General features: G+C 48.7%; 18 protein-coding genes. 3 read left to right on the top strand and 15 right to left on the bottom strand.

The annotated features are described in order from the left end of the window. Positions 1–142: 142 nt before the first annotated feature. Both C0068_RS04435 and C0068_RS04440 read left to right on the top strand, forming a co-directional pair. Positions 143–1732 (top strand): sensor histidine kinase, encoded by a 1590-nt coding sequence (locus tag C0068_RS04435; protein WP_103683285.1) that lies wholly within the window; start codon positions 143–145, stop codon positions 1730–1732. Between the two features lie 27 nt (positions 1733–1759). Next, positions 1760–3124, top strand: coding sequence for a sigma-54-dependent transcriptional regulator (locus C0068_RS04440; protein WP_103683382.1), 1365 nt, complete (start codon positions 1760–1762; stop codon positions 3122–3124). A gap of 40 nt (positions 3125–3164) precedes the next feature. Here the strand turns inward: C0068_RS04440 and C0068_RS04445 are convergent, their stop codons facing one another. Genes C0068_RS04445 through C0068_RS04470 form a run of 6 tightly spaced genes read right to left on the bottom strand, consistent with a single transcriptional unit; the run spans position 3165 to position 10021 of the window. Continuing rightward, positions 3165–3611, bottom strand: coding sequence for a type IV pilin protein (locus tag C0068_RS04445; protein WP_269844877.1), 447 nt, complete (start codon positions 3609–3611; stop codon positions 3165–3167). Then, complete coding sequence (locus C0068_RS04450; RefSeq protein WP_199176111.1) at positions 3608–7417, bottom strand: pilus assembly protein; 3810 nt, start codon at positions 7415–7417, stop codon at positions 3608–3610. The genes C0068_RS04445 and C0068_RS04450 overlap by 4 nt, the downstream gene beginning before the upstream one ends. A 15-nt stretch (positions 7418–7432) precedes the next feature. After that, positions 7433–7978 (bottom strand): pilus assembly PilX family protein, encoded by a 546-nt coding sequence (locus C0068_RS04455; protein ID WP_103683287.1) that lies wholly within the window; start codon positions 7976–7978, stop codon positions 7433–7435. Next, positions 7975–9054, bottom strand: coding sequence for a PilW family protein (locus tag C0068_RS04460; protein ID WP_103683288.1), 1080 nt, complete (start codon positions 9052–9054; stop codon positions 7975–7977). The genes C0068_RS04455 and C0068_RS04460 overlap by 4 nt, the downstream gene beginning before the upstream one ends. After that, the gene (pilV, locus tag C0068_RS04465; protein ID WP_103683289.1) at positions 9054–9515 is read right to left on the bottom strand and encodes a type IV pilus modification protein PilV; all 462 of its coding nucleotides are present in this window, start codon (positions 9513–9515) and stop codon (positions 9054–9056) included. Before pilV ends, C0068_RS04460 begins: the two co-directional genes overlap by 1 nt. Then, entirely contained in the window at positions 9512–10021 is a 510-nt protein-coding gene (locus tag C0068_RS04470) for a GspH/FimT family pseudopilin (protein WP_158249911.1), read from the bottom strand. Before C0068_RS04470 ends, pilV begins: the two co-directional genes overlap by 4 nt. 207 nt (positions 10022–10228) lie before the next feature. Between C0068_RS04470 and C0068_RS04475 the strand changes: the two genes are divergently transcribed. Next, positions 10229–10732: a GspH/FimT family pseudopilin gene (locus C0068_RS04475; RefSeq protein ID WP_158249912.1), complete on the top strand. Its 504-nt coding sequence runs from the start codon at positions 10229–10231 to the stop codon at positions 10730–10732. 5 nt (positions 10733–10737) lie between these two features. On the opposite strand, the gene ispH is transcribed toward C0068_RS04475, so the two are convergent. The 9 genes from ispH to C0068_RS04520 form a co-directional block, all read right to left on the bottom strand. Further along, positions 10738–11685, bottom strand: coding sequence for a 4-hydroxy-3-methylbut-2-enyl diphosphate reductase (ispH, locus tag C0068_RS04480; protein WP_103683384.1), 948 nt, complete (start codon positions 11683–11685; stop codon positions 10738–10740). A 59-nt stretch (positions 11686–11744) separates the two neighbouring features. Continuing rightward, on the bottom strand, positions 11745–12200 hold the full coding sequence (fkpB, locus tag C0068_RS04485; protein ID WP_103683292.1) for an FKBP-type peptidyl-prolyl cis-trans isomerase: 456 nt from the start codon (positions 12198–12200) through the stop codon (positions 11745–11747). 24 nt (positions 12201–12224) lie between these two features. Then, positions 12225–12746, bottom strand: a complete 522-nt coding sequence (lspA, locus tag C0068_RS04490) for a signal peptidase II (RefSeq protein WP_103683293.1) — start codon at positions 12744–12746, stop codon at positions 12225–12227. Then, positions 12739–15561 (bottom strand): isoleucine--tRNA ligase, encoded by a 2823-nt coding sequence (gene ileS, locus C0068_RS04495; RefSeq protein ID WP_103683294.1) that lies wholly within the window; start codon positions 15559–15561, stop codon positions 12739–12741. Before ileS ends, lspA begins: the two co-directional genes overlap by 8 nt. Positions 15562–15612: 51 nt before the next feature. Then, on the bottom strand, positions 15613–16542 hold the full coding sequence (gene ribF / locus C0068_RS04500; RefSeq protein ID WP_103683295.1) for a bifunctional riboflavin kinase/FAD synthetase: 930 nt from the start codon (positions 16540–16542) through the stop codon (positions 15613–15615). Positions 16543–16669: 127 nt separating this feature from the next. Beyond that, entirely contained in the window at positions 16670–18259 is a 1590-nt protein-coding gene (gene murJ / locus C0068_RS04505; RefSeq protein ID WP_269844878.1) for a murein biosynthesis integral membrane protein MurJ, read from the bottom strand. Continuing rightward, positions 18256–18867, bottom strand: coding sequence for an NUDIX domain-containing protein (locus tag C0068_RS04510; RefSeq protein ID WP_103683296.1), 612 nt, complete (start codon positions 18865–18867; stop codon positions 18256–18258). Before C0068_RS04510 ends, murJ begins: the two co-directional genes overlap by 4 nt. Before the next feature lie 30 nt (positions 18868–18897). Beyond that, positions 18898–19914, bottom strand: coding sequence for an aspartate carbamoyltransferase (locus tag C0068_RS04515; RefSeq protein ID WP_103683297.1), 1017 nt, complete (start codon positions 19912–19914; stop codon positions 18898–18900). Between the two features lie 18 nt (positions 19915–19932). After that, positions 19933–21738, bottom strand: a complete 1806-nt coding sequence (locus C0068_RS04520; protein WP_103683298.1) for an ABC transporter transmembrane domain-containing protein — start codon at positions 21736–21738, stop codon at positions 19933–19935. Between the last annotated feature and the right edge of the window lie 11 nt (positions 21739–21749).

Below are 21749 nucleotides of genomic sequence, written 5' to 3' on the forward strand. Positions count from 1 at the left end.
ATTCCATCAATATAAAACGAGGCCACACTCGGTCGTCCCGAGCCCAGCACATGAATACAGCGCATTATTCTAGCAAATAAGCGGGAGTGCATCCCCCACTATGGACGTATAAACTACGCTTTAACCAAGTTCAGGGCTCATTATGTCGTTTGCGCAGGATTTTCCCCAACAACGCGCCATCATGCGCGTTTACAGTGCGTATCGCTTTGCATTAGCGGGAGTAATACTTATCGCCCTGATTTTTGGGCCGGCTAATTCAACCTTAGGCATTACCGCACCAAAATGGTTTGCCATCGCCGTGCTCGGTTATGTGTGCTTTGCACTACTAAGTCTGATTGTTCACACCCTACTTAGCAGCCGCTACACACAAACGCAGTTGTTCTTTGAGTTTTTTATCGACATCGGCGTCATTATGCTGATGAGCTATTGCTCCGGCAGCGCCGACTCCGGCCTGCCGCTGTTACTCATTGTCACCATCAGCGCTGCCAGCATAACCATGCCCGGCCAGCTCAGCATGGCTATTGCGGCACTGGCGACGATATCTGCCATTAGCGAAGTCGCCGCCCATACCCTAACTGAACGGGTATCGGCCCAACGGTTTATTGTTGCCGGCATGACCGGCACCGCGTATTTCTCCGCCGCCATTGCCATCCGCTACTTAAGTGGCCGTATTGTAAAAGCTCAGCAATTGGCAGAGCGCCGTCGCACCGATATAGAACAGTTATCCCGCATCAATCAGCGTATTGTCCAGCGTATGCAAACCGGCATTGTGGTCATGAGCCAGACTGGACAGATAAAACTTATCAATGCCGCCGCCACGGAGTTACTCGATATCCCCACCCCCGCGCCCAATACTCAGCAATACGCGCCGCCGGTCTTAATCGATATGGCCCGCACAACCGAGAATAGCGCCAAGGTAATTAAAATTGGGCCTCGACATCTCGACGTTCACGTCAATATGAGTATTCTCGAGCAAAACGACGATAGCGATCGATTACTTTATATAGAAAACATCAGCAAAATTAATCAGCGTGCTCAAAACCTCAAGCTAGCATCACTAGGTCGTTTTACCGCCAGTATCGCCCATGAAATTCGCAACCCTCTTAGCGCGATTAGCCACGCCGCACAGTTACTCGCAGAAAGCCCCGATTTAAATGATGTAGACAAACGCTTTACTACTATCATTCAAAATCACGCGCTGCGTATGAACGACATAATAAAAAACATACTGGAATTGTCTCGTGGCCGAAGCGCCGAGCCCGCCCGCTTTAGTTTGAGCGCATGGCTAAGGCAATTTTTAGACGACTGGCAGCCGACTGGCCACACCCCTTTGGACATCAACATAGACGGTGAGCTACAAGACGATTTCATCAATGTCGACCGCAGCCAGCTAACGCAAATTATTTCTAATATTGCAGACAACGGCGCGCGCCACGGCGCGGAAAAACACAGTAGGGCGACACTGACTTTTCGCTGCCGTAAAAATCCAAGTTCAGCTGCAGTGAGCCTCGACATTATTGATAACGGTGAGGGCATAAAGGAGGAGGATGAAGATAAAATATTTGAGCCTTTCTTTACTACCCAAGAACAGGGAAATGGTCTCGGCCTATATTTATGCAGAGAACTTTGCCTAGCCAATCAAATACATATTTACTACCGTCGCACTGAACGCGGCGAAAGCTGCTTCCGTTTGCAGTTCTCACACCCAGACCGCGGCACCTTAGCAGAATAAGAGCCCATGCTTAAAGAGCCAAAACAAATGCAACAGACCGTTCTAATTATTGATGACGAACCTGATATTCGCGAACTCCTAGACATTACCATTAGCCGCATGGGTTTAAACACCATCGCCGTCGGCAATGTGCGGGACGCCTTGCAAGCACTGCAATCCAATCCGGCTATCAATCTGTGTTTAACCGATATAAAGCTACCCGATGGCTCCGGTTTGGAAATTGTTCGTCATATCCAAAGCTCATCCCACTGCACCGCTGTAGCGGTATTAACCGCTTATGGCAGTACTGAGATTGCCGTAGAAGCCCTTAAAGCCGGCGCCTTCGACTTTATCAACAAACCAGTTTCCGTCGAGCAGCTTCGCAACCTTGTAAAAAGTGCCTTAAAACTGGGCCGCCGCGATACGCAGTTTGACGGCAGCAGCCACACGCGCCTGCTTGGCGAAACCGCCAGTATCGTTACCCTGCGCGAACAAATCATCAAACTGTCCCGCAGCCAAGCCCCCGTTTATATAAGTGGCGAATCAGGCAGCGGCAAAGAAGTGGTAGCAAGATTAATACACGCCAACGGCCCTCGCAGCGACGCTCCCTTTGTACCCGTTAACTGCGGCGCCATTCCCAGCGAGTTGGTAGAAAGCGAATTTTTCGGCCACGCCAAAGGCAGCTTCACTGGCGCCTACGATCACAAGGAAGGTTTATTTGAAGCCGCAAATGGCGGCACCTTATTTTTGGATGAAGTCGCCGATCTGCCATTAAATATGCAGGTAAAACTATTGCGCGCCATCCAAGAAAAGGCCGTTCGCAGAATTGGTTCTAATCAAGAAATTCCCGTAGACGTTCGCATACTTAGCGCCACCCACCGCGATTTAGCCAAAGCCGTTGCCGCAGAACACTTCCGCAGCGACCTGTTTTATCGAATAAATGTAATAGAAGTACAAGTGCCAAGTCTTCGTGACCGCGCATCAGACATACCCCTGCTCGCCAAATTCATGCTCGACAAAATTGGCCGCGAATGGGATATGACGCCGCCTGCATTAAGCGACAAAGCACTAGAGTCACTCTGCGGCTATTACTTCCCTGGCAATGTGCGCGAGCTAGAAAACATCATTGAACGCGCAGCAACTCTATGCGAAAAAAACATTATTACACCGCAGGATTTATCACTGCCTTCCGCAAAAGACAATACTCATACAGGTAAAAACGAAACCTCAGAAATCTCACATATCGAAGCCGCTATCGGAGATATGGAAACCTATCTTGCAAGCATTGAAATACAAATCATTAAAGATGCATTAGAAGCAAATCGCTGGAATAAAACGGAATCAGCAAAAATGTTAGGCGTTACATTTAGGCAGTTCCGATATAAATTAAAAAAATACGAACTAGACAATTAAAAACGGCGGCATATAGCCGCCGATTTATTGATCAATATAATTAACGACGCCAGCAGTCTGCCAAGGTTTTTGAGGAGCCATCAGGCAATGAGGTTATCGCCAAATTACCCGTTTCGTCATAGGTAAAATTACCACAGGCGTCACCTGCCATCACTCCCGCTCGAGTAGCCTGTAGGGTAAAAGCATTTGCCGATGCGGCGGTAGACGCAATCGTATAATAGGCAGTGCCGTTTTCAGGCACCTTAGTTGGAAACACCGCCGGCAAGGTAGAACCACCCGCAGTAGTGGTATAACGTCCATTAGCTGAATAGTAACGCTCCAAAGCCTGTGCAGCCGTAAACAGTGCATTACTCGCCTCGTTCCGTCGCGACTTCGCCACCGACTCCTGATAAGAGGGGTAAGCGATAGAGGCCAAAATACCGACTATCGCGACAGTAATCATCAACTCCATTAAACTAAAACCGCGTACATTTTTAGAATAACTCACTGCAACTGTCTCCATGATTGACGGCCAAATCCACCACCGGCACTTTCCGTGACAATGCCAATAGTACCACTGGTTCCCGACGTGTACTTATATTCCACCTTACCCGCACCAACGATACCAGGCGTCTTAATCATCTCGGGACTACCGATTCCACTTGCAGGAAAATAATCCTCACCAAGCACCCCCTCGTCCAATTCATTAATTTTACCGTCCCCATTTATATCTAATACGGGGGCACCAATGCGCCCCCCAGTAACAGAATCTAGCTCCATCAACCAACTGTTCCCCCCAAAACCACACACACTTTCCGAAGGAATGATGGTCGCAAAAATAATCCTGCCATTACGCAAAATCGGTTGCGACACTACACGCTCACCTCCAGCAATTTTTGATGGCGGATAAAGTGGCAGATGCCAACCATAGGTAGGCGGTGTTCCCGCGCTATTATTGCTAACAATACGAATCTGGTTCGTGGATGCCGAACCATTTTTCGTGGTAATTTCACCTTCAAAATCTATACTTTGCGAAAGCAATTTGTCCCGACCGCTAAAGCTAGCGCCATTGTCTCGAATACCGTAAAAATCTTGTATTTGAGGAGTAACCGGCAGTACCGCATCACTATTCTCAAAATATTTTCCCGTGCCGAAGTACACCATATACCCACCCTTTGGATGAGTTCCCACAGTTGGGCGTGAAGTTATCGGCTGAGGAACACCATCGGGATCCAAAACCGTATAAAGTGGTGTCGGCACACCCGCGGTTTCATAAGCGACTTTCCACGCATCTTTACTTTCACCACGCAAATCGAACTTCCATAAATTGCCTTTTAAATCTCCCGCATATACAAAATCAGTAATACGATCGTTATCTACATCGACGGGAACAGCAGTCGCCAAGCCATTATCAGTACCACTCACCCCCGTATTAATAGCTTTTATTAAGGCACCGGTTTCAAGATCAACCACAAAAAGTTTAACGGTGTCTCCAGAGTTATAGCCATTACCAAATATAGTCACCCACTTACTGCCAGCAGCAACACGAGCGATTGACGGCTGGCTCATAGCCACACCCAACTTATCTGCTGCTCCGTTAGCCGTTGAAAACTCCCACATAAAGCTTGACGCGCCTAACGTTGAAGGATCAGTAACATCAATCGCAAAAACTGATCTACCACCAGCAGCGGTTGAACTAACCAACACCGACTTCCAACTATTATTCAAATATGCGTCAAGCACCCGCGGTGAACCATCAACCACATACGAGTGCTCATATTCAATTTCGGTTAAATCTGCAATCTTGGGATAAGCCGCCACTGGAATATATGCGAATTTTTCAACGCCCGTTTCCGCACTAAATCCATGGAGCATACCATCATTCGCACCAACGTAAATCATCGGCATTCGCGATGCCTTAGCGGTCAAAAAACTAACGTAGCTCGAGCCCTCTAGCCCCGGTAGCTTGCTATAACCATAATTTTCATTCGAACCAACAAAAAAAGGATCCGAATTGATAATATCGCCTAAAATAGTGGTTCTTTCGCGAAATTTACTTCCTTCATATGTGTTATCACCCCGCATCCATGACAAACGAGCCTTTCCTTCACTAACTGCTTCCCCGGCGCGAAGATCACTCTGCTGACTAGCCGACAAGTCACCCCACTTAGCCAGTGTAAAATCAACCGCTGTATTCACGAGTGTTTGTTGATCCCCAACACCGGTAATAATATTTCGTGAATCAGCAGCGGGAATCCCACCTTTGTTTGTATCCCAAACCGCATCATTGAGGCTGCCATCACCATTTAATGAATAAGCGACAATTCGACCAGACCACTCCAAACTATTAAAACTCGCCTGATAAATTAATGTTCCAGAATCTAAGCGCGTAGAGTTTGCAGCAACAGATGACGCAGATGATTTACTTTCATTCGCGATGGTTTGGAGAATATCTCCTAATTTATTAGCAAACACGTCCGGCTCAGAAGCACTAAAGAAACCACCTCTTGAGTTTACTGCTGCATGCAATAAATCATCGATTTTATGCACTTCACTGGAAGTTGGTTTGGGCCACGAAATAGCATCACCTGAGGAAATAGCGTTAAAGGCCGCATCCGGGTCGACGGCACCAAATACACCCAACCCAACGCCGAATGTCGTCATATGCTGCCAAAATGCAGGTGATTTTTTAGAGATCGCAACGACGTTTGCCAAATCTGTACGAAGATCATTTTTCCAATAATACATAGCAACATCAGCCAATGTACCAGATTCACCATCAGTAAAAGGAGAGACCTTTTTATAGGTATAACTTGCCCCTGTAGGGCCTGTATGTGAGGGTCCATCAGTACCATCATTGTTATTATTCGTAGCGCCACTAGTAGCGCCACCAGACCAGTATCCATCGGTCATCAAAACAGTATAGTTTCTTCTACATTGTAAATGATCTGAATTATCATCCGTTCCGGGAGCAGCCCCCCAAGGCCCCTTATTATCCTTACGTGAAAAGTATTTACCCGCGTAATCAATTGCCAAACGCAAGGGCGTGCCCGCTTGGGGAATTTCACGCTCATATAAAGACTTGTAAAATTCTGTTCTTGCCGCGCCATCAAATGCGCGCACACCACTCACGATGACCTCAGTTTTTTCTCCATCAATTGTCGTTTCGCCTTGGTTAATACTGCCGAAACCAACTCGTATTCCCGCCCCCTGCTCGGCAAATGCGTAACCGCTACCACCGCGGGCTGTTAAAATACGAGACCGATAATAGGTATACCAATTCGCGAAGTTTTGTATTTCTTGATCGTATGTACATGAAACACTGCCATCATCGGATTCATTACAATCATCACGATTTTCACGGCCATCGCCTGTGTACGCCTTACCTGAACGAATCTCGACCTCTTTAAAATTATTCCAACTCCAGTCACTCCCTGTTCCTTTATACCAAAAATACTTAGCAGGCCAAAAAGTTTTATTTCCTGTTGTCGAGCTACAACTTCCATCACTAGTACAGCTATACCACCGAACACTATTATAATTTTCATTATTTACTTTAAGATTGCGACAGTATTTAGCGTCATAACTATTTGTCGTTCTATCTGGGTTGTGCAATGCACAGGTAGGATCGGAATTAGGATATAAGCTTCCATCAGCCTTGATCCAAGGGTAATAAGTAGTACCAGGATTATAATAAACAGAATTTATTTGCGGTGATCGGGAACGGGCATTAAAACCAGAGTTATTATCCACAGTGGGAACATAGTTAGAATAATCATCGCCCTTATAAACTCCATCAGCTCGCGGAAATATATACCGAGCACTGTTATATATAATACTGTCAGGCATCAACTCAAATTGCATAGAACCGGAGTCATCGAGAATATACATAACATTGGGTTCAGCAGCCTGCGTGAGAAACAATGGCTTTTGCGCGATATCATCATTTACAGGCTCTTCTGATTCACAATCTTTTAACTCACCATTAACGGTGAATTTAGCTTTGCACTTCTCAAAATCAAGAAGACTATTATAAACAGTAAGTTTATTATCATAATATCCGTACTTCCGGCTTGAACACGATTTATTCTTATTTACATCGACTTCCACTATACCGGTAATTTTAGCTAAATCTTGAAATGTATACGTTTCATTTCTATTATTTTTACCAATTGATTTATTCATACTCCGCTCGACAATACAGCTTTCTGCCGCCTCCAGAAACGAGGAATACCCACTACTCAGCATAAAAATCATTGCTATCATCATAGGAGCCAGATACGCGCGAGCAGTACCAATCTGAATTTTATTCATACATTTCTCCGGCGCCTAATTTCCGCCACGTTTGTACATAATACTGAGCACAACCATACTTCGATCACTAGAACCATAACCTCGGGCTGTCACCCGATAGAAAGCCATGGTGCTCATTTTATCTGAGTCCAAAGCAGCACTAGAATCAGCAAAAGTATTTAACTCTTCGATAATATAATCAGGTTGTTGGCTGACTCCTACAACCGTGTCTGCTGCTACTGCTTTCCAACCTTTTAAATCGCGATCTTTCCAATCCGGTGCTTTACAAGCGACACGGCTATCCGTCGGATCGGCACACCACAAATACAATCCACCACTACCATTAAAAGGGCCGACCGACGTTTGACTCAATTCATCTTCGGCCTGCCGCAAAGCAGCTTCCGCAGCTTGGAATGCTTGCTCTACGTTTCTCGCATTACCGGCCATACGCTCCTGCATGGTAGCGGATTGCATAGATGCGGCGCCAATAATGGTTAAGATAAGCATGAACACCAAGCTAACAATCAAGGCAGCGCCACGCTGGCCAACCATAATGCTAGATGATTTAAACACTTTCCTCATGGCACTTTATTCCTGATTACAAATACATTGGTAAAGATTTGCCGCAGACGGCCATCATCATTGGCAATCACATCACCACTGACATCTACGACACTTTGCGCATTAGTACTGCCGGTAGTACCAACAACATTGTCTTCAGAGCCAACCATTTGCAAAACAATCTTCACACTAAGGACATCAGACCAATCGCTTACTGCTGCACCATCGCGATATTCATCTACATCTCGCTCCACTGCTGAAGCGTCTGTGTCAACACCATAAATAAATTGCATATCTTCAACGCCTTCAACCAACTCAGTTGCGGCACTCATCACCCCGCCTGAGCCTGCGATTGTCTGCTGAACATATAGCGCATTTATTGGTTTTCCCCCAGGGGTTGTCCGGCCAGTATCTCTAACAAAATAATTTATTGTTTCAAATGCAAAAATATCAGCATCGACGCCATATAGTTTACCTAGACTAGCCGATGAATTTTTTTTGCCTGCGGCATGCTTTAATTCAGTAGCCCCCTTACCTTCTGCCAAGGGGGTATTGCTTACGCGAAAAATATCTACACTCTGGCAGTCACTCACCAAAACATAATCTCCCTCAACAAAGCCCAGACTATTATCATTTATGGTAATCCCCGTTGCCGATGCAGTCGTTGTCGAATCCATGCGAATAAATTCTTTCGATGCTTTTTTAATCTGTATTGAATCTGTTCCAACCACCGCCCCAAGCGCATTCCCACTGGCCAAATCATCTTGTCCAACAAATGCCGTGCTGGCGTCAAAATCAACAGCACTCGCAGGCAGCGCGTTAGTTGTAATTGATGGTCCAACAGAGTCGACTCCGCCATCAAAAGACATACACCCCATATTTCCTGACATACGTACATCTTGCCCGATAACTCTCATTGCAAAACGCGCATTTTCTTGAACCTGCGCCAAGGATTGCTGCAATTTAGAGCTACTATTGCTAGCAACAAATATTTGAATTACCGCCGTACTAAGCACCAGCCCGAGACCGATAGAGATCATCAGCTCAACGAGACCGAAACCGCGATTTCGAAATTTGCTGTTCGATATTTTCAACATTACAACTCCGTGACAAAAACGAAGGTTTCTAAATCACCGGCACCGTCTTCGCGCGTTCCAGACAATCTGGCCTCATTCCATCTAACAGTAATAGTAAATACTGTGTCATCACGGGATATCGAGCCGTCTCCACTTGGTAAGCGAAGACTTAATTCAGTCAACCATTCGCGTTGATCGACGATGTTAATTGCATTGCCCTTTGGGACAGTCGCGTCCATCGTGAGGTCATAACTACCATCTATTGCCAGCGATCTATTAGCCCGCAATCTATCCGCCATATCACTTGCTAAAAAAACCGCTGCTGAACGTGTATTTGCAGCCTGATTAAATTTCACAGAATTCAGCTGCAATGCAGCCGCGCCCAGTACACCGGTAGCTGTAATCAATACCGCGACAAGCACTTCTACCAAAGTAACGCCTAATTGATGACTACGAAGCTCAGCCACCCTAACTTTCTTCATGAGCAGTCCCTCTCTACTATCCTCATCTGCCCACTGGCACTAATTTGTACATCGCGATCTCTAGCACAGTATTCAGGTGAAGTGCGGTAGCTAATAGACACCGGCAGGGTGCCAACTAAAAATCCATTGGCATCGAATGAAAACGTGCTAACCCCACTCCCACTTCTACTCACTGTTAACGCAGCACCACTTTTTAAAGCCTTGACCGTTGACAAAACCTCGCCATCATCAAGGTTGCCATCGGCGTCAAGATCCACCCAACTACGCCAACCATTTTTCCAGTTACCGCCAGTTGCGCTGACAATAACGACCGCTGATCTCGCAACTGCCTCTGATTTAGCGGTAACAAAACTTTGGCTCAAGGACTGTATGTCTGCACGGGCTCGCGAGCTCTCGATAAAGGACGAAAAATTAGGTACAGCAATACCAAAGAGCACCCCAATTACGGCCATAGTCGTTAACAATTCAATCAAGCTAAAACCTTGTATTGCGATTCTGCGTCCCACAAATTGCCCCATCTCTAACAGCGCTCAAACTTTTGATGCCCGCAGCATAACCATTTATGCCACTCTGAACCCTAACGCAAAGCTCAGGCAAGATCAGCACTACTCAGATATACGGTAGCGATATAGCGACCAACGGTAAGCCCTAGCTATTAGACACGCTCCAACTTCCCTTTTATGATAACCGTGAGTCATAGAAAGGAGTCTGTGATGAAAACTCAGGGAATGACGCTCATTGAGCTATTGTCGACACTGGCGGTTACTGCTGTTCTTGGTCTTGTTGCCGTACCATCGCTATATGAAACTCTACAAAGTCATCGGCTGCGCTCATCTGCACTGACATTATTTCAAACACTAAGCAGCGCCCGAGCAAGCGCAGTGATGCGCAGTAGTCACGTCAGCGTGTGGAATACCGATGGCAATTGGCAAAATGGTGTTGAGGTGTTTTTAGATAATAATGAAAATGGTGAACTAAATAGTGGCGAACAAGTTCTTTACCGCGCAACACCGCAAAATTATAGCCAGATTAGCGGTAACCGCTGGGTTGCCAATTATATAAAATTTCATCCTGACGGCAGTGCTCACACCGCCAGTGGAGCATTCCAAGTTGGCACTATTACTGTGTGTACAGAGCAGCTAGATAGAGGGTATCAGATTATTTTAAGTATTGGCGGACGTCTGCGTATGGTTAAAGTAGATATTGACGAGTGCTAATGCACTCAAGATACCTCAACTAAACGCAGCTCCTTAGGCAGAGAGAAGGTGATGTTTTCCGGGCGCCCATCCAGCTCTACGGGCGCCGATGCGCCAAGCTCACAAAGCCGCTCTATGACGGCGCTAACCAATACTTCAGGCGCAGAGGCGCCCGCGGTGATACCAATTTTTGGATTCCCACTTAACCACGCAGAATCAATATCTTCTTCACTATCAATCAAATAGGCGCGGCAGCCGATACGTTCAGCCAATTCACGCAGTCGATTAGAGTTCGAACTATTGGGTGAGCCAACAACTAACACAATATCTACCTGCTCAGCTAAGGTTTTTACGGCATCTTGACGATTTTGCGTTGCATAGCAAATATCGTCTTTGCGGGGCCCTTCGATATTGGGGAATTTGCTGCGCAGCGCTTTAATCACCGCCGCCGTGTCATCCATAGACAATGTGGTTTGCGTTACATAAGACAAATGATCGGGATCATTCACCTCTAAGGCTAGCGCTTGCTCAACGTCTTCAACAAGGTATATATCACCACCTTGCGAAGCGTCGTATTGCCCCATGGTTCCTTCAACCTCGGGGTGACCTTTGTGACCTATCAGGACGCATTCGCGACCAGCCCCACTAAAGTTCACAACCTCCATATGGACTTTGGTCACTAACGGGCAAGTAGCGTCGAAAACTTTAAGGCCGCGGCGTTCTGCCTCGCTGCGTACTGCTTGCGATACGCCGTGGGCGCTAAAAATCACGATTTTATCGTCTGGTACTTCGTCTAGTTCATCAACAAATACCGCACCGCGTTGGCGTAAATTTTCTACTACAAATTTATTGTGGACGACTTCATGGCGCACGTAAATCGGCGCGCCAAATACATCTAAAGCGCGATTTACAATTTCGATGGCGCGGTCAACACCGGCACAAAACCCGCGGGGGTTGGCCATTTTGATTTGCATTCTGTCGCTAGCGCCACTCATTACTTCACCCCGTGCAAGCTACTCACTTGCAGACTTCATTATGACTTGGTCTCAGCCTGTGCGCTGACACTTAAAATTTCAACGCGAAAAGCTAAATTTCTTCCCGCCAGCGGATGATTAAAATCCACCATCACGTGATCTTCACCAATCTCGCTCACCACCCCAGGCAACTCAGCGCGGGCAGCATCGGCAAAGGAAATAACCAAGCCCTCCTCAAGTACCATGTCAGCGCCAAATTGACTGCGCGGAAAACGCTGAATATTGGCTGGATTGCGCTGCCCAAAACTATCTTCAGGTGCCAAGGTAAAAGTTTCTTTGGCTCCGGTGGTCAGGCCCAATAATTTGGCCTCGACTCCCGGCAATAAACTACCGTCACCAAATACAAAGGTCGCGGGCTTACCGCCAAAAGTAGAATCTACCTCGTCACCGTCGACAATGCTCAGGGAAAAATGCAGGCTAATTTTGCTGCCTTCTGTAATGCTCGTATTCGTCATGATCAACACAATTCCATACAGCGCTTACGCTGATTTTTTCGGCTCGGGATTTAACACCATATCGAGCAATAAAAGGCAGGCGCCGACACTGATACCCGCGTCCGCAATATTGAAGGTGGGAAAGTAACTCGCCCCCCAGTGCACAGAAATAAAATCGACAACATGGCCAAAATACATGCGGTCCCACAAATTACCCAGCGCGCCACCAAGTACCAAAGCCAATGCAAAGGACAGTAACCATTGCTCGCGTTTTAAACGCATCAGCCACACGCATATATAGCCGCTCACGACTAGGGCAATCGCGGTAAAAAACCAGCGCTGCCAACCGCCGGCATCACTTAAAAAGCTAAATGCGGCGCCGCGATTATAGTGCAGCGTAATATCCAGCACCGGCAATATTTCTACTGGATTGGCATAGTCCAATTGCGTATTCGCAAAGTATTTAGTGACTTGATCAAGCATAATAACGGCAACGGCAACCAGCAACCAAAAAACGCGGCTGCGACGCTCCGCTGCCATCTCGCTGTCTACCCCGGGCTCATGCATATAAACGCACTTCCCCATCGCCATCGACGTTATCGATACAACGGAAACATAATTCAGGGTGCGCTAAAGACTGCCCCACATCTTCGCGGTGATGCCAGCAGCGCGTGCACTTGGTGCCGTCACTTGCCGCCAAACGAACTTGTAAGCCTTCAACATCAGTTGTGATCGCCTCATTAGCGGTCGACAAAGGCGCCAACCGCGCCGCTGAGGTAATCAATACAAAACGCAGCTCATCGCCTAAGGCATTCAACGTCGTCATCAATGACTCGTCGCAGAATAAAGTGACTTCTGCCGCTAAGCTACCGCCCACAAAGCCGTCTTTTTTCGCACCTTCTAAGACTTTGTTCACCGCTGACTTAACGTCCTGCACGGTGTCCCAAAATGCATCGCCCATATCACCGTCTGCAGGCATCTTGCTTAGGCCGGAATACCATTCGGCAGCAAACACGGTGCCGCTATGTTCGCCGGGCAAATGCTCCCACAACTCGTCTGCGGTGAAGCTCAAAATTGGTGCGATCCAGCGGGTAAGTGCCTCGGCAATATGGTAGAGCGCCGTTTGCGCCGAGCGCCGTGGCAGGCTGTTAGCCTTGGTGGTGTACTGACGATCTTTAATAATATCCAAATAAAAACCGCCTAATTCCAACACGCAGAAGTTATGCAGCTTTTGGTAAACCATATGGAATTGGTAGGCGTCGTATGCGGCAACAATTTCGTCTTGAAGCACCGCTGCGCGGTGCACAATCCAGCGATCCAGCGCCAACATTTCCGACTGTTCAACCGCATGCTCTGTCGGTTCAAAACCAGCCATATTTGCCAACAAGAAACGCGCTGTATTACGAATACGGCGATAGGAGTCTGCCGTGCGCTTAAAGATTTCGTCGGAAACCGTCATCTCATTGCGGTAATCCGTTGCCGCGACCCACAGCCGCAAAATATCCGCACCGAGGGTGTTCATGATTTTTTGCGGCGCAACAACATTGCCCACCGACTTCGACATTTTGCGGCCCTGCGCATCCACTGTAAAACCGTGGGTTAGTACACCTTTATAAGGTGCTACGCCGCGGGTTGCGATGGACGTCAGTATAGATGACTGGAACCAACCGCGATGCTGATCCGAACCTTCTAAATATAAATCTGCAGGGAATTGTAAATTCTCTAGCTGCGACAATACCGCGTAATGGGTTACGCCGGAATCAAACCACACATCTAAGGTATCCGTCACTTTGCTGTAATGCGCCGCTTCGTCACCCAATAGTTCGGCCGCATCCAAATCAAACCACGCTTGAATACCACCGGCTTCAACACGCGTCGCCACTTGCTCAATCAGTTCAGCGGTGCGGGGATGCAATTCTGCAGTATCGTTGTGGGCAAACAAGGCAATCGGCGCGCCCCAAGTACGCTGACGCGAGATACACCAATCTGGCCGCTCCTGCATCATCGACTCAATACGCGCGCGGCCCCAGCCGGGCGTCCAATTCACGGTATCGACTGCAGCCATCGCCATATCGAGCAGGCCATTTTGCTTCATGCTGACAAACCACTGCGGCGTAGCACGGAAAATGATCGGAGTTTTATGGCGCCAGCAATGTGGGTAACTGTGCTCAAAATGCTTGCAGTGAAGCAAGCGACCACGCTCAGTCAGGGTCGCGATCACATTATCATTCGCTTTAAATACGTGCTGCCCTTCAAATAACTCGGTACCTTCTAAAAAGGTGCCGTTTGCAGCAACTGGGTTATACACCTCTAAGCCGTACTGTTTGCCCACGACAAAGTCATCTTGACCATGTGCGGGTGCTGTGTGAACCGCGCCGGTACCGGCATCGGTCGTTACGTGGTCGCCCAAAATAACGGGAACCTGACGCCCGTAAAACGGATGTTGTAATTGAAGGTTCTCTAGCGCCGCACCTTTGCAACGCCCTACTATCTCAAACTTTTCTACACCGTAACGGGCTAGTGTAGATTCGTGTAGCGCCTCAGCTAATAACAACACCATTGTGTCGCCATTTTCGCGGCTAAAGCTAACCCACACGTAATCTAAGTCGGGGTGCAAACACACCGCCATATTAGCGGGCAGGGTCCACGGGGTGGTGGTCCAAATGGCTAAGTTTATTTCGCCGTCAATGCCTGCTGGCAAACCACCTTGGCTAATTGCCGCATCGCGGTTAACCGCCGCAAAGGCCACGTCGATCGCTGGCGAGGTTTTGTCCTTATATTCAACTTCGGCCTCGGCCAAAGCCGAACCGCAATCCATACACCAATGCACTGGTTTAAAGCCCTTGTGCATATGGCCATTTTCTACGATTTTGCCGAGGGCGCGGATAATATTGGCTTCAAAGCCAAAATCCATTGTTAAATACGGCTTGTCCCAGTCACCAAAAACACCCAGACGTTTAAAGTCCTCGCGTTGACCATTGACCTGCTTATACGCGTACTCGCGGCATTTCTCACGGAAAGTTGCCGCATCGACTTTATGGCCTGCTTTGCCAACTTTCTTTTCTACATTTAACTCAATCGGCAAACCATGACAGTCCCAACCGGGCACATAGGGCGCGTCGAAACCGCTCAGGGTTTTCGATTTCACAATCATATCTTTGAGAATTTTATTTACCGCGTGGCCGATATGAATATCACCGTTTGCATACGGAGGGCCATCGTGCAGAACAAACTTCTCGCGGCCGGCACGGGCCTGGCGAATTTGCTCATACACACCCTCTTCCTGCCAACGTTTCAGCATGGTCGGTTCGCGCTGCGACAGATTCGCCTTCATCGCAAAACTGGTCTCGGGTAAATTCAGGGTGTGCTTATAATCGCTCATATAGCTGTACTAACTATTCCAAAGTAATCGGTATTTCATTGAAGGGTCGGGCTAGAGATCAAAATAGCGTCGCGCCTGTTCAACATCCCGCGCAATTTGCGCCTTTAGGGCATCAAGCCCATCGAATTTATGCTCTTCCCGCAGTTTTTTACGGAACACGACTTTGATATTCCGGCCGTAAATGCTCTGCTTAAAATCTAATATATGGACTTCTAAAATCGCCTTGGACAAATCACCTACCGTTGGCCGCACGCCAACATTGGCAACCCCAGGCCGCATGACACTATCCGCGCCGTGTACTTCAACTGCGAAGACCCCCGACAAGGGCGAGCGCAAACGATGCAATTCCATATTTGCGGTGGGCGTACCAATAGTACGCCCAAGCTGCTGGCCGACAATAACTCGCCCAGAAATACTATAAGGCCGGCCAAGTAGGCGCTCCGCCAACTCAAAATCAGCGCTGCCCAATACCTCGCGAATTCGGGTACTGCTAACGCGCTCGCCAGTCACTTCCAGCGTTGAGGTGTCGACAACCTCAAAACCGTCAATCTTTCCAAACTTGCGCAGTAGATCAAAATCGCCGCTGCGATTGCGGCCAAACCGCAGGTCATCGCCCACCACGATGTACTTAACACCCAGACCCGCGACAAACAATTTATGTATAAACTCGTTCGCGGTCATATCGCGAAAATCCGGCGTGAAGCGGATTCTCATCACGCGATCTATGCCTAACTCACGCAGCGCAATAAATTTCTCTTTGAAACTCATCAAGCGCGCGGGAGCCTCATCGGGGGAAAAAAACTCCCTTGGCAGCGGCTCAAATAGCACCACGGTAGATGGCAGGCCCATTTCACGGCCCTTGGCAATTAACTGGCGCAACACAGCCTGATGCCCCAAATGCACACCGTCAAACGCCCCAATCGTAGCCACGCAACCACGATGACGGGGGCGAAAATGTTGAAATCCGCGAATTAACTCCATGCGACCGTCTTTTTGCCCAGCAAAGCGAGGGATTATAGCCTAGTGTTGTGCCCGACTAAAACGCCAGTGTTTGTGACTCTTACCGCTGGTGGCGAATACTCGCCAAAGCCAGCGCAATAAAACCATCTTAATGCGCCGCGCTGCCCTTTATATCGCGTAAACGTAAACCGCAGATCAGCATCACTGCTACATAGGCAGCACCACCGGCTAAGCATAGGGCTAATAAGTGAAGGGCTCGTTCCCACACACTCCAGCCTTGCCACCCGTCGAACCACTGCAGGCCAAAATACAAGCAGGCACTCATTGCCACCACCGCACACAGCAGCTGCAAATAATAGCGGCCCCAGCCCGGCAAGGGTGTAAACCCAGCCGCACGACGCAAGCCACGGTACAGTAAGCCCGCATTGAGCCACGCCGAACCTGCAGTGGCGAGGGCCAAACCGGCATGCCCCACCTGCCAGTAATGATGTAGCGGAATCACCAAGGCGATATTCATCACCATATTTGCCACCATCGCAATGATGCCTATACGCACTGGGGTCTTGGTGTCTTGGCGGGCGTAAAAACCAGGGGCCAGCACTTTAATCAGCATGAAGGGAATTAAGCCCAAGGTATAGGCACGCAAGCTTAATGCAGACATTTCCACATCGCTCATTTTCAGCTCGCCGTACTGAAACAGGGTAATTAAGATCGGCTCAGCGAGTAACATCAGCGCAACTGCGGCGGGCACCGCCATAAGTAAGACACTGCGCAAGCCCCAGTCCAGCGTTGACGCAAATGCCGCCTCGTTCCCGCCTGCGCGCTGCCGAGACAAATTGGGCAAGACCACCGTCGCAATCGCTATCGCAAACACCCCCAGCGGCAATTCCACTAAGCGGTCAGAATAATACAGCCACGAAATACTGCCCGTGGGTAAAAATGACGCCAGTATGGTGTCGAGCAGCAAATTAATCTGACTCACCGACACCCCAAAGAGCGCCGGAATCATCAGCGTGACAATCTTTTGTACACCCTCGTTGTGCCAATCCCAACGGGGGCGAGGCAGCATTTGAATCTGCTGCAAAAATGGCAATTGAAATACCAGTTGCACGGCGCCGGCCATCAACACACCCCACGCCAAAGCCATTGCCGGCTCAGCAAAATAGGACGACATATAAAGCGCAGATACAATCAGACAAACATTCAGTAACACCGGCGTAAAGGCAGGCACCGCATAGCGACCAAAGGTATTTAAAATACCGCCGGCAAAGCCCGTCATCGAAATTAAAAACAGATACGGAAAGGTGATCCGAATCATATCCGAGGTAAGTTGAAACTTAGCGGGATCATCGCGAAAACCAGGTGCGAACAAGGTTGCCACCAGCGGCGCGGCAATCACCGCTACCGAGGTCACTAGCAGCAATACCCCACCCAGCGCCCCCGCTGTGCGGTCAATTAATAACTTAACGGATTCCTTGCTGCCGTTTTCATGGTATTCGGATAGCACCGGTACAAAGGCTTGAGAAAAAGCCCCCTCAGCAAATAAACGTCGCAAGAAATTAGGAATTTTAAAGGCAACAAAAAAGCAGTCGGCATTACTGCTGGCACCTAAAAATATAGCGATCACCACATCGCGAATAAGGCCCAATACCCGCGACAACAGGGTCATCACGCTAACCAATAAACTCGAGCGCAGTAAGCCGCGCTGTTTCTTTGGCTTTACGGCCACCTCACTCACGCTAGCCACCGCTTACGTAACTCATCGCGGTGCGCACGCAACCACTGCAGAGCAATAATGCTGTGGGCATTATTTATTTTACCGGTGTCGAGCATCACCATCGCGTCGGCAAACGGGATCACCTGAGCGTAGATATCCTCCCCTTCAGCGGCGAGTCCAAAATAGCCACCGGCATTACTCAAATCGGCGCGCCCACAATACAAATAAAAATATTCATCACTGCCACCTGGCGAGGAGTAATACTCGGCAATGGATTGCATTTCACCAATATCTAAGCCTGCCTCTTCTTTGGCTTCACGGCGGGCCACCTCAGAGGGGCTTTCATCGGTGTCGATAATGCCCGCAATCAATTCCAACAACCACGGACTTTGGGCACGACTAAGCGCCCCAACGCGAAATTGCTCTACCTTTAGAATGCTATCGTTGATCGGATCATAGGGAAGTAAGCCCACCGCTGGGCCACGCATAAATAATTCGCGACTCAACCAATTTCCCCAACCACCGCCAAACAAGCGATGACGCAAACGCAATGCCCGCACCTGAAAAAAACCGCGCCATGCTGCGCGGTCTTCGTCAATTTCTACATCTTTGCGTTCAAAATCAGCCATCAACATTTCCGTAGAGCAGAAAACTAAAAATTAAAAACGTCGCTCGGTATACCAATTCACATCGCGGGCAGCTTTATCCACTTGATCAGCCACATCCAATGTCAATGCAAACAAGGCCATACGCACCAGTACGCCATTGTCGGCCTGACGGAAAATCGCCAAATTTGGATTGTCGTTTAAATCATTGTCTAACTCGTTGGCCTCGGTGCGCGAATCCCGTGGCAGCGGGTGCATAATGACCGTATTGGGTTCGCAATAGCGGGTGTAAATAGACTGATTTAAACGATAGCGGCCGCGATACAAATCCGCCTCAGCAGGGCTCGCGAAGCGCTCTTCTTGAATGCGGGTAGAGTAGGCAATATCGACTTTCGAAATACTGCCTTCCATTACATCGGATTCTTGCACGGTGTGGCCTGCCTGCCTAAGTTGCTCAACAATCGCTTCTGGCATTTTTAGCTCGGTTGGCGAAATGAGTACTACCGTTACGTTTTTATACAAGCATAATAATTTGCAAAGTGAATGTACTGTACGGCCATATTTTAAATCGCCAATCATCGCTATCCGCAAGCCGTCCAAATCACTGCGGCCTTGATGCTGTAATTCTTTGCGTATGGTGTATAAATCTAGCAGGGCTTGGCTGGGATGCTCGTTTGAACCGTCGCCGCCATTCATGACCGGCACCCGACTCGCCGCCGCAAACTCTGCCACCGAACCAGACACGGGATGCCGCATTACAATTACATCGCTATAACCGCTCAGTACCCGTGCGGTGTCGTAAAGTGATTCACCCTTGGCAATTGCAGAGGTTTCAAACCCCGTGGTTTCCCTCACCTCACCGCCGAGCAAATTAAAAGCACAGCCAAAACTTACCCGCGTTCGTGTAGAGGGCTCAAAAAACATATTGCCTAAAATCGCACCGTCGAGCACCTTGGTTACACGTTCGCGATGAGCATATGGCACCATACGATCCGCGACCTCAAAGACGCGCTCAATGTCATTGCGATCAAACTGGCTGATAGAGAGAATATGACTACCGGAAAATTTCACTACTACCTCTCCGAAAAATTAAACCGTCGCCAACACATCTGTGGTGTTTGCGCCCTCGTCAAACTGCAAGCTCGCCCAACGAGCATAGAGCGGCGAACTCTGTAAAAGTTCTGCATGAGTGCCCGTCGCCACCAACTTGCCATGATCTAGTACTGCAATAATATCTACATCTACCACGGTGGCTAGGCGATGAGCGATAACGATTGTTGTGCGGCCCTTCATCAGTAATTCTAGCGCCTGCTGAACCTGGTACTCACTCTCGGCATCCAGAGCACTGGTGGCTTCGTCGAGTAGCAGCAATGTGGGGTCAGCCAAGATCGCACGGGCAATCGCAATACGCTGCCGCTGACCGCCCGACAAACGAATCCCCCCCTCGCCCACAAAACTATTGTAGCCCTCAGCCAAGCGCTCGATAAACTCATGGGCATATGCCGAGCGCGCCGCAGATTCAATTTCCGCCAAACTGGCATCCGGTTTACCGTAACGAATATTGTCCGCCACCGTACCGGTAAACAAGACTGGCTGCTGGGGAACCATCGCGATTTGGCTGCGCAGATCCTCAAGGCTGAGTTCGCGAATATCAATGCCATCAAAGCGAATTGCCCCGCTTTGCACATCGTAAAAACGCAGTATTAAATCAACTAGGGTCGACTTACCTGCGCCAGAACTACCGACCAAAGCAAGACTGCTACCCGGCGCGATGTTCAAATTAAGATTATCAATAGCCCGCTGCTCAGGACGAGAAGGATAACTAAAACTCACCCCTTCAAACTGCAAATTACCCTGTGGCGAGGCAGGTAATGGCGATGGTGCTGCTGGTGTCGGCACTAAATTTTCAGCCGCCAGCAATTCTAATAAGCGCTCCGTCGCACCCGCAGCGCGCTGCAGATCACCGTATACTTCTGAGATTGCGCCAACCGAGGCCGCTACCATCACTGCGTAAAAAATAAATGCGGCCAACTCGCCACCGCTGATTTTACCTGCCAGCACATCTAAACCACCAACCCACAGCATTGCGGTTACCGCACCCAGCACCAGTGTAATCACTATTGTAGAAAGCCATGCGCGCTGATTGATTCGACCAATCGCCACATTAAATGCCGACTCAACGTGGCCGTCAAAGGCTTCTTTATCAAGCCCCTGATGATTAAAGGCCTGCACCATTTTAATGTTTTTAACCGCTTCGCCTACAAAGCTACCAACGCCAGCGATGCGGTCCTGACTGGTACGCGACAGGCTGCGAACACGGCGCCCAAACACAATAATCGGCACCACTACCAACGGCACACTAAGCATTACCAAACCGGTTAATTTGGGGTTGGTGATAAATAATAAAATCAGCCCGCCAATGAACATCAGAAAATTACGCAGGGCGATAGATACCGACGAGCCGATAACCGTTTGCAGCAATGTGGTGTCGGTAGTGATGCGCGACTGAATTTCGCCGCTGAGATTGGTTTCAAAATAGCCGGGGTGAAGATGGACGACATGGGCAAAAACCGCTTTGCGCAGGTCTGCACTCACCCGCTCGCCAATCCATGACACCAAATAAAAGCGAACAAAAGTGCCCGTCGCCAAAAGCAGAATCAGCACCATAAACAACAGTAAAGCCTGATTTAAAGCATCCACCGAGGCATTGCTCGAAAAGCCCTGATCAACCAGCATGCGCAAGCCCTGGCCGATAGACAGTGTTATGCCCGCGGTGCAAATTAGAGCAATGCTGGCGCCAACCATCTGCCAGCGATACGGCCGCAAAAAGCCCATCATCGCTTTCAATACGCCGACGTTCGTGCTTTTTGCGCGCTCTGAACCGGTATCCGTCATAACTCTCCCCT

Source organism: Zhongshania marina (assembly GCF_002915595.1).
Classification (GTDB): Bacteria; Pseudomonadota; Gammaproteobacteria; order Pseudomonadales; family Spongiibacteraceae; genus Spongiibacter; species Spongiibacter marinus_B.

Bases quoted from the DNA above. Each gene is read 5' to 3' on its own strand.
- C0068_RS04435 (WP_103683285.1), top strand. From the start codon at position 143: ATGTCGTTTGCGCAGGATTTTCCCCAACAACGCGCCATCATGCGCGTT.
- C0068_RS04440 (WP_103683382.1), top strand. From the start codon at position 1,760: ATGCAACAGACCGTTCTAATTATTGATGACGAACCTGATATTCGCGAA.
- C0068_RS04450 (WP_199176111.1), bottom strand. From the start codon at position 7,417: ATGAATAAAATTCAGATTGGTACTGCTCGCGCGTATCTGGCTCCTATG.
- C0068_RS04455 (WP_103683287.1), bottom strand. From the start codon at position 7,978: ATGAGGAAAGTGTTTAAATCATCTAGCATTATGGTTGGCCAGCGTGGC.
- C0068_RS04460 (WP_103683288.1), bottom strand. From the start codon at position 9,054: ATGTTGAAAATATCGAACAGCAAATTTCGAAATCGCGGTTTCGGTCTC.
- pilV (WP_103683289.1), bottom strand. From the start codon at position 9,515: ATGAAGAAAGTTAGGGTGGCTGAGCTTCGTAGTCATCAATTAGGCGTT.
- C0068_RS04475 (WP_158249912.1), top strand. From the start codon at position 10,229: ATGAAAACTCAGGGAATGACGCTCATTGAGCTATTGTCGACACTGGCG.
- ispH (WP_103683384.1), bottom strand. From the start codon at position 11,685: ATGCAAATCAAAATGGCCAACCCCCGCGGGTTTTGTGCCGGTGTTGAC.
- fkpB (WP_103683292.1), bottom strand. From the start codon at position 12,200: ATGACGAATACGAGCATTACAGAAGGCAGCAAAATTAGCCTGCATTTT.
- lspA (WP_103683293.1), bottom strand. From the start codon at position 12,746: ATGCATGAGCCCGGGGTAGACAGCGAGATGGCAGCGGAGCGTCGCAGC.
- ileS (WP_103683294.1), bottom strand. From the start codon at position 15,561: ATGAGCGATTATAAGCACACCCTGAATTTACCCGAGACCAGTTTTGCG.
- ribF (WP_103683295.1), bottom strand. From the start codon at position 16,542: ATGGAGTTAATTCGCGGATTTCAACATTTTCGCCCCCGTCATCGTGGT.
- C0068_RS04510 (WP_103683296.1), bottom strand. From the start codon at position 18,867: ATGGCTGATTTTGAACGCAAAGATGTAGAAATTGACGAAGACCGCGCA.
- C0068_RS04520 (WP_103683298.1), bottom strand. From the start codon at position 21,738: ATGACGGATACCGGTTCAGAGCGCGCAAAAAGCACGAACGTCGGCGTA.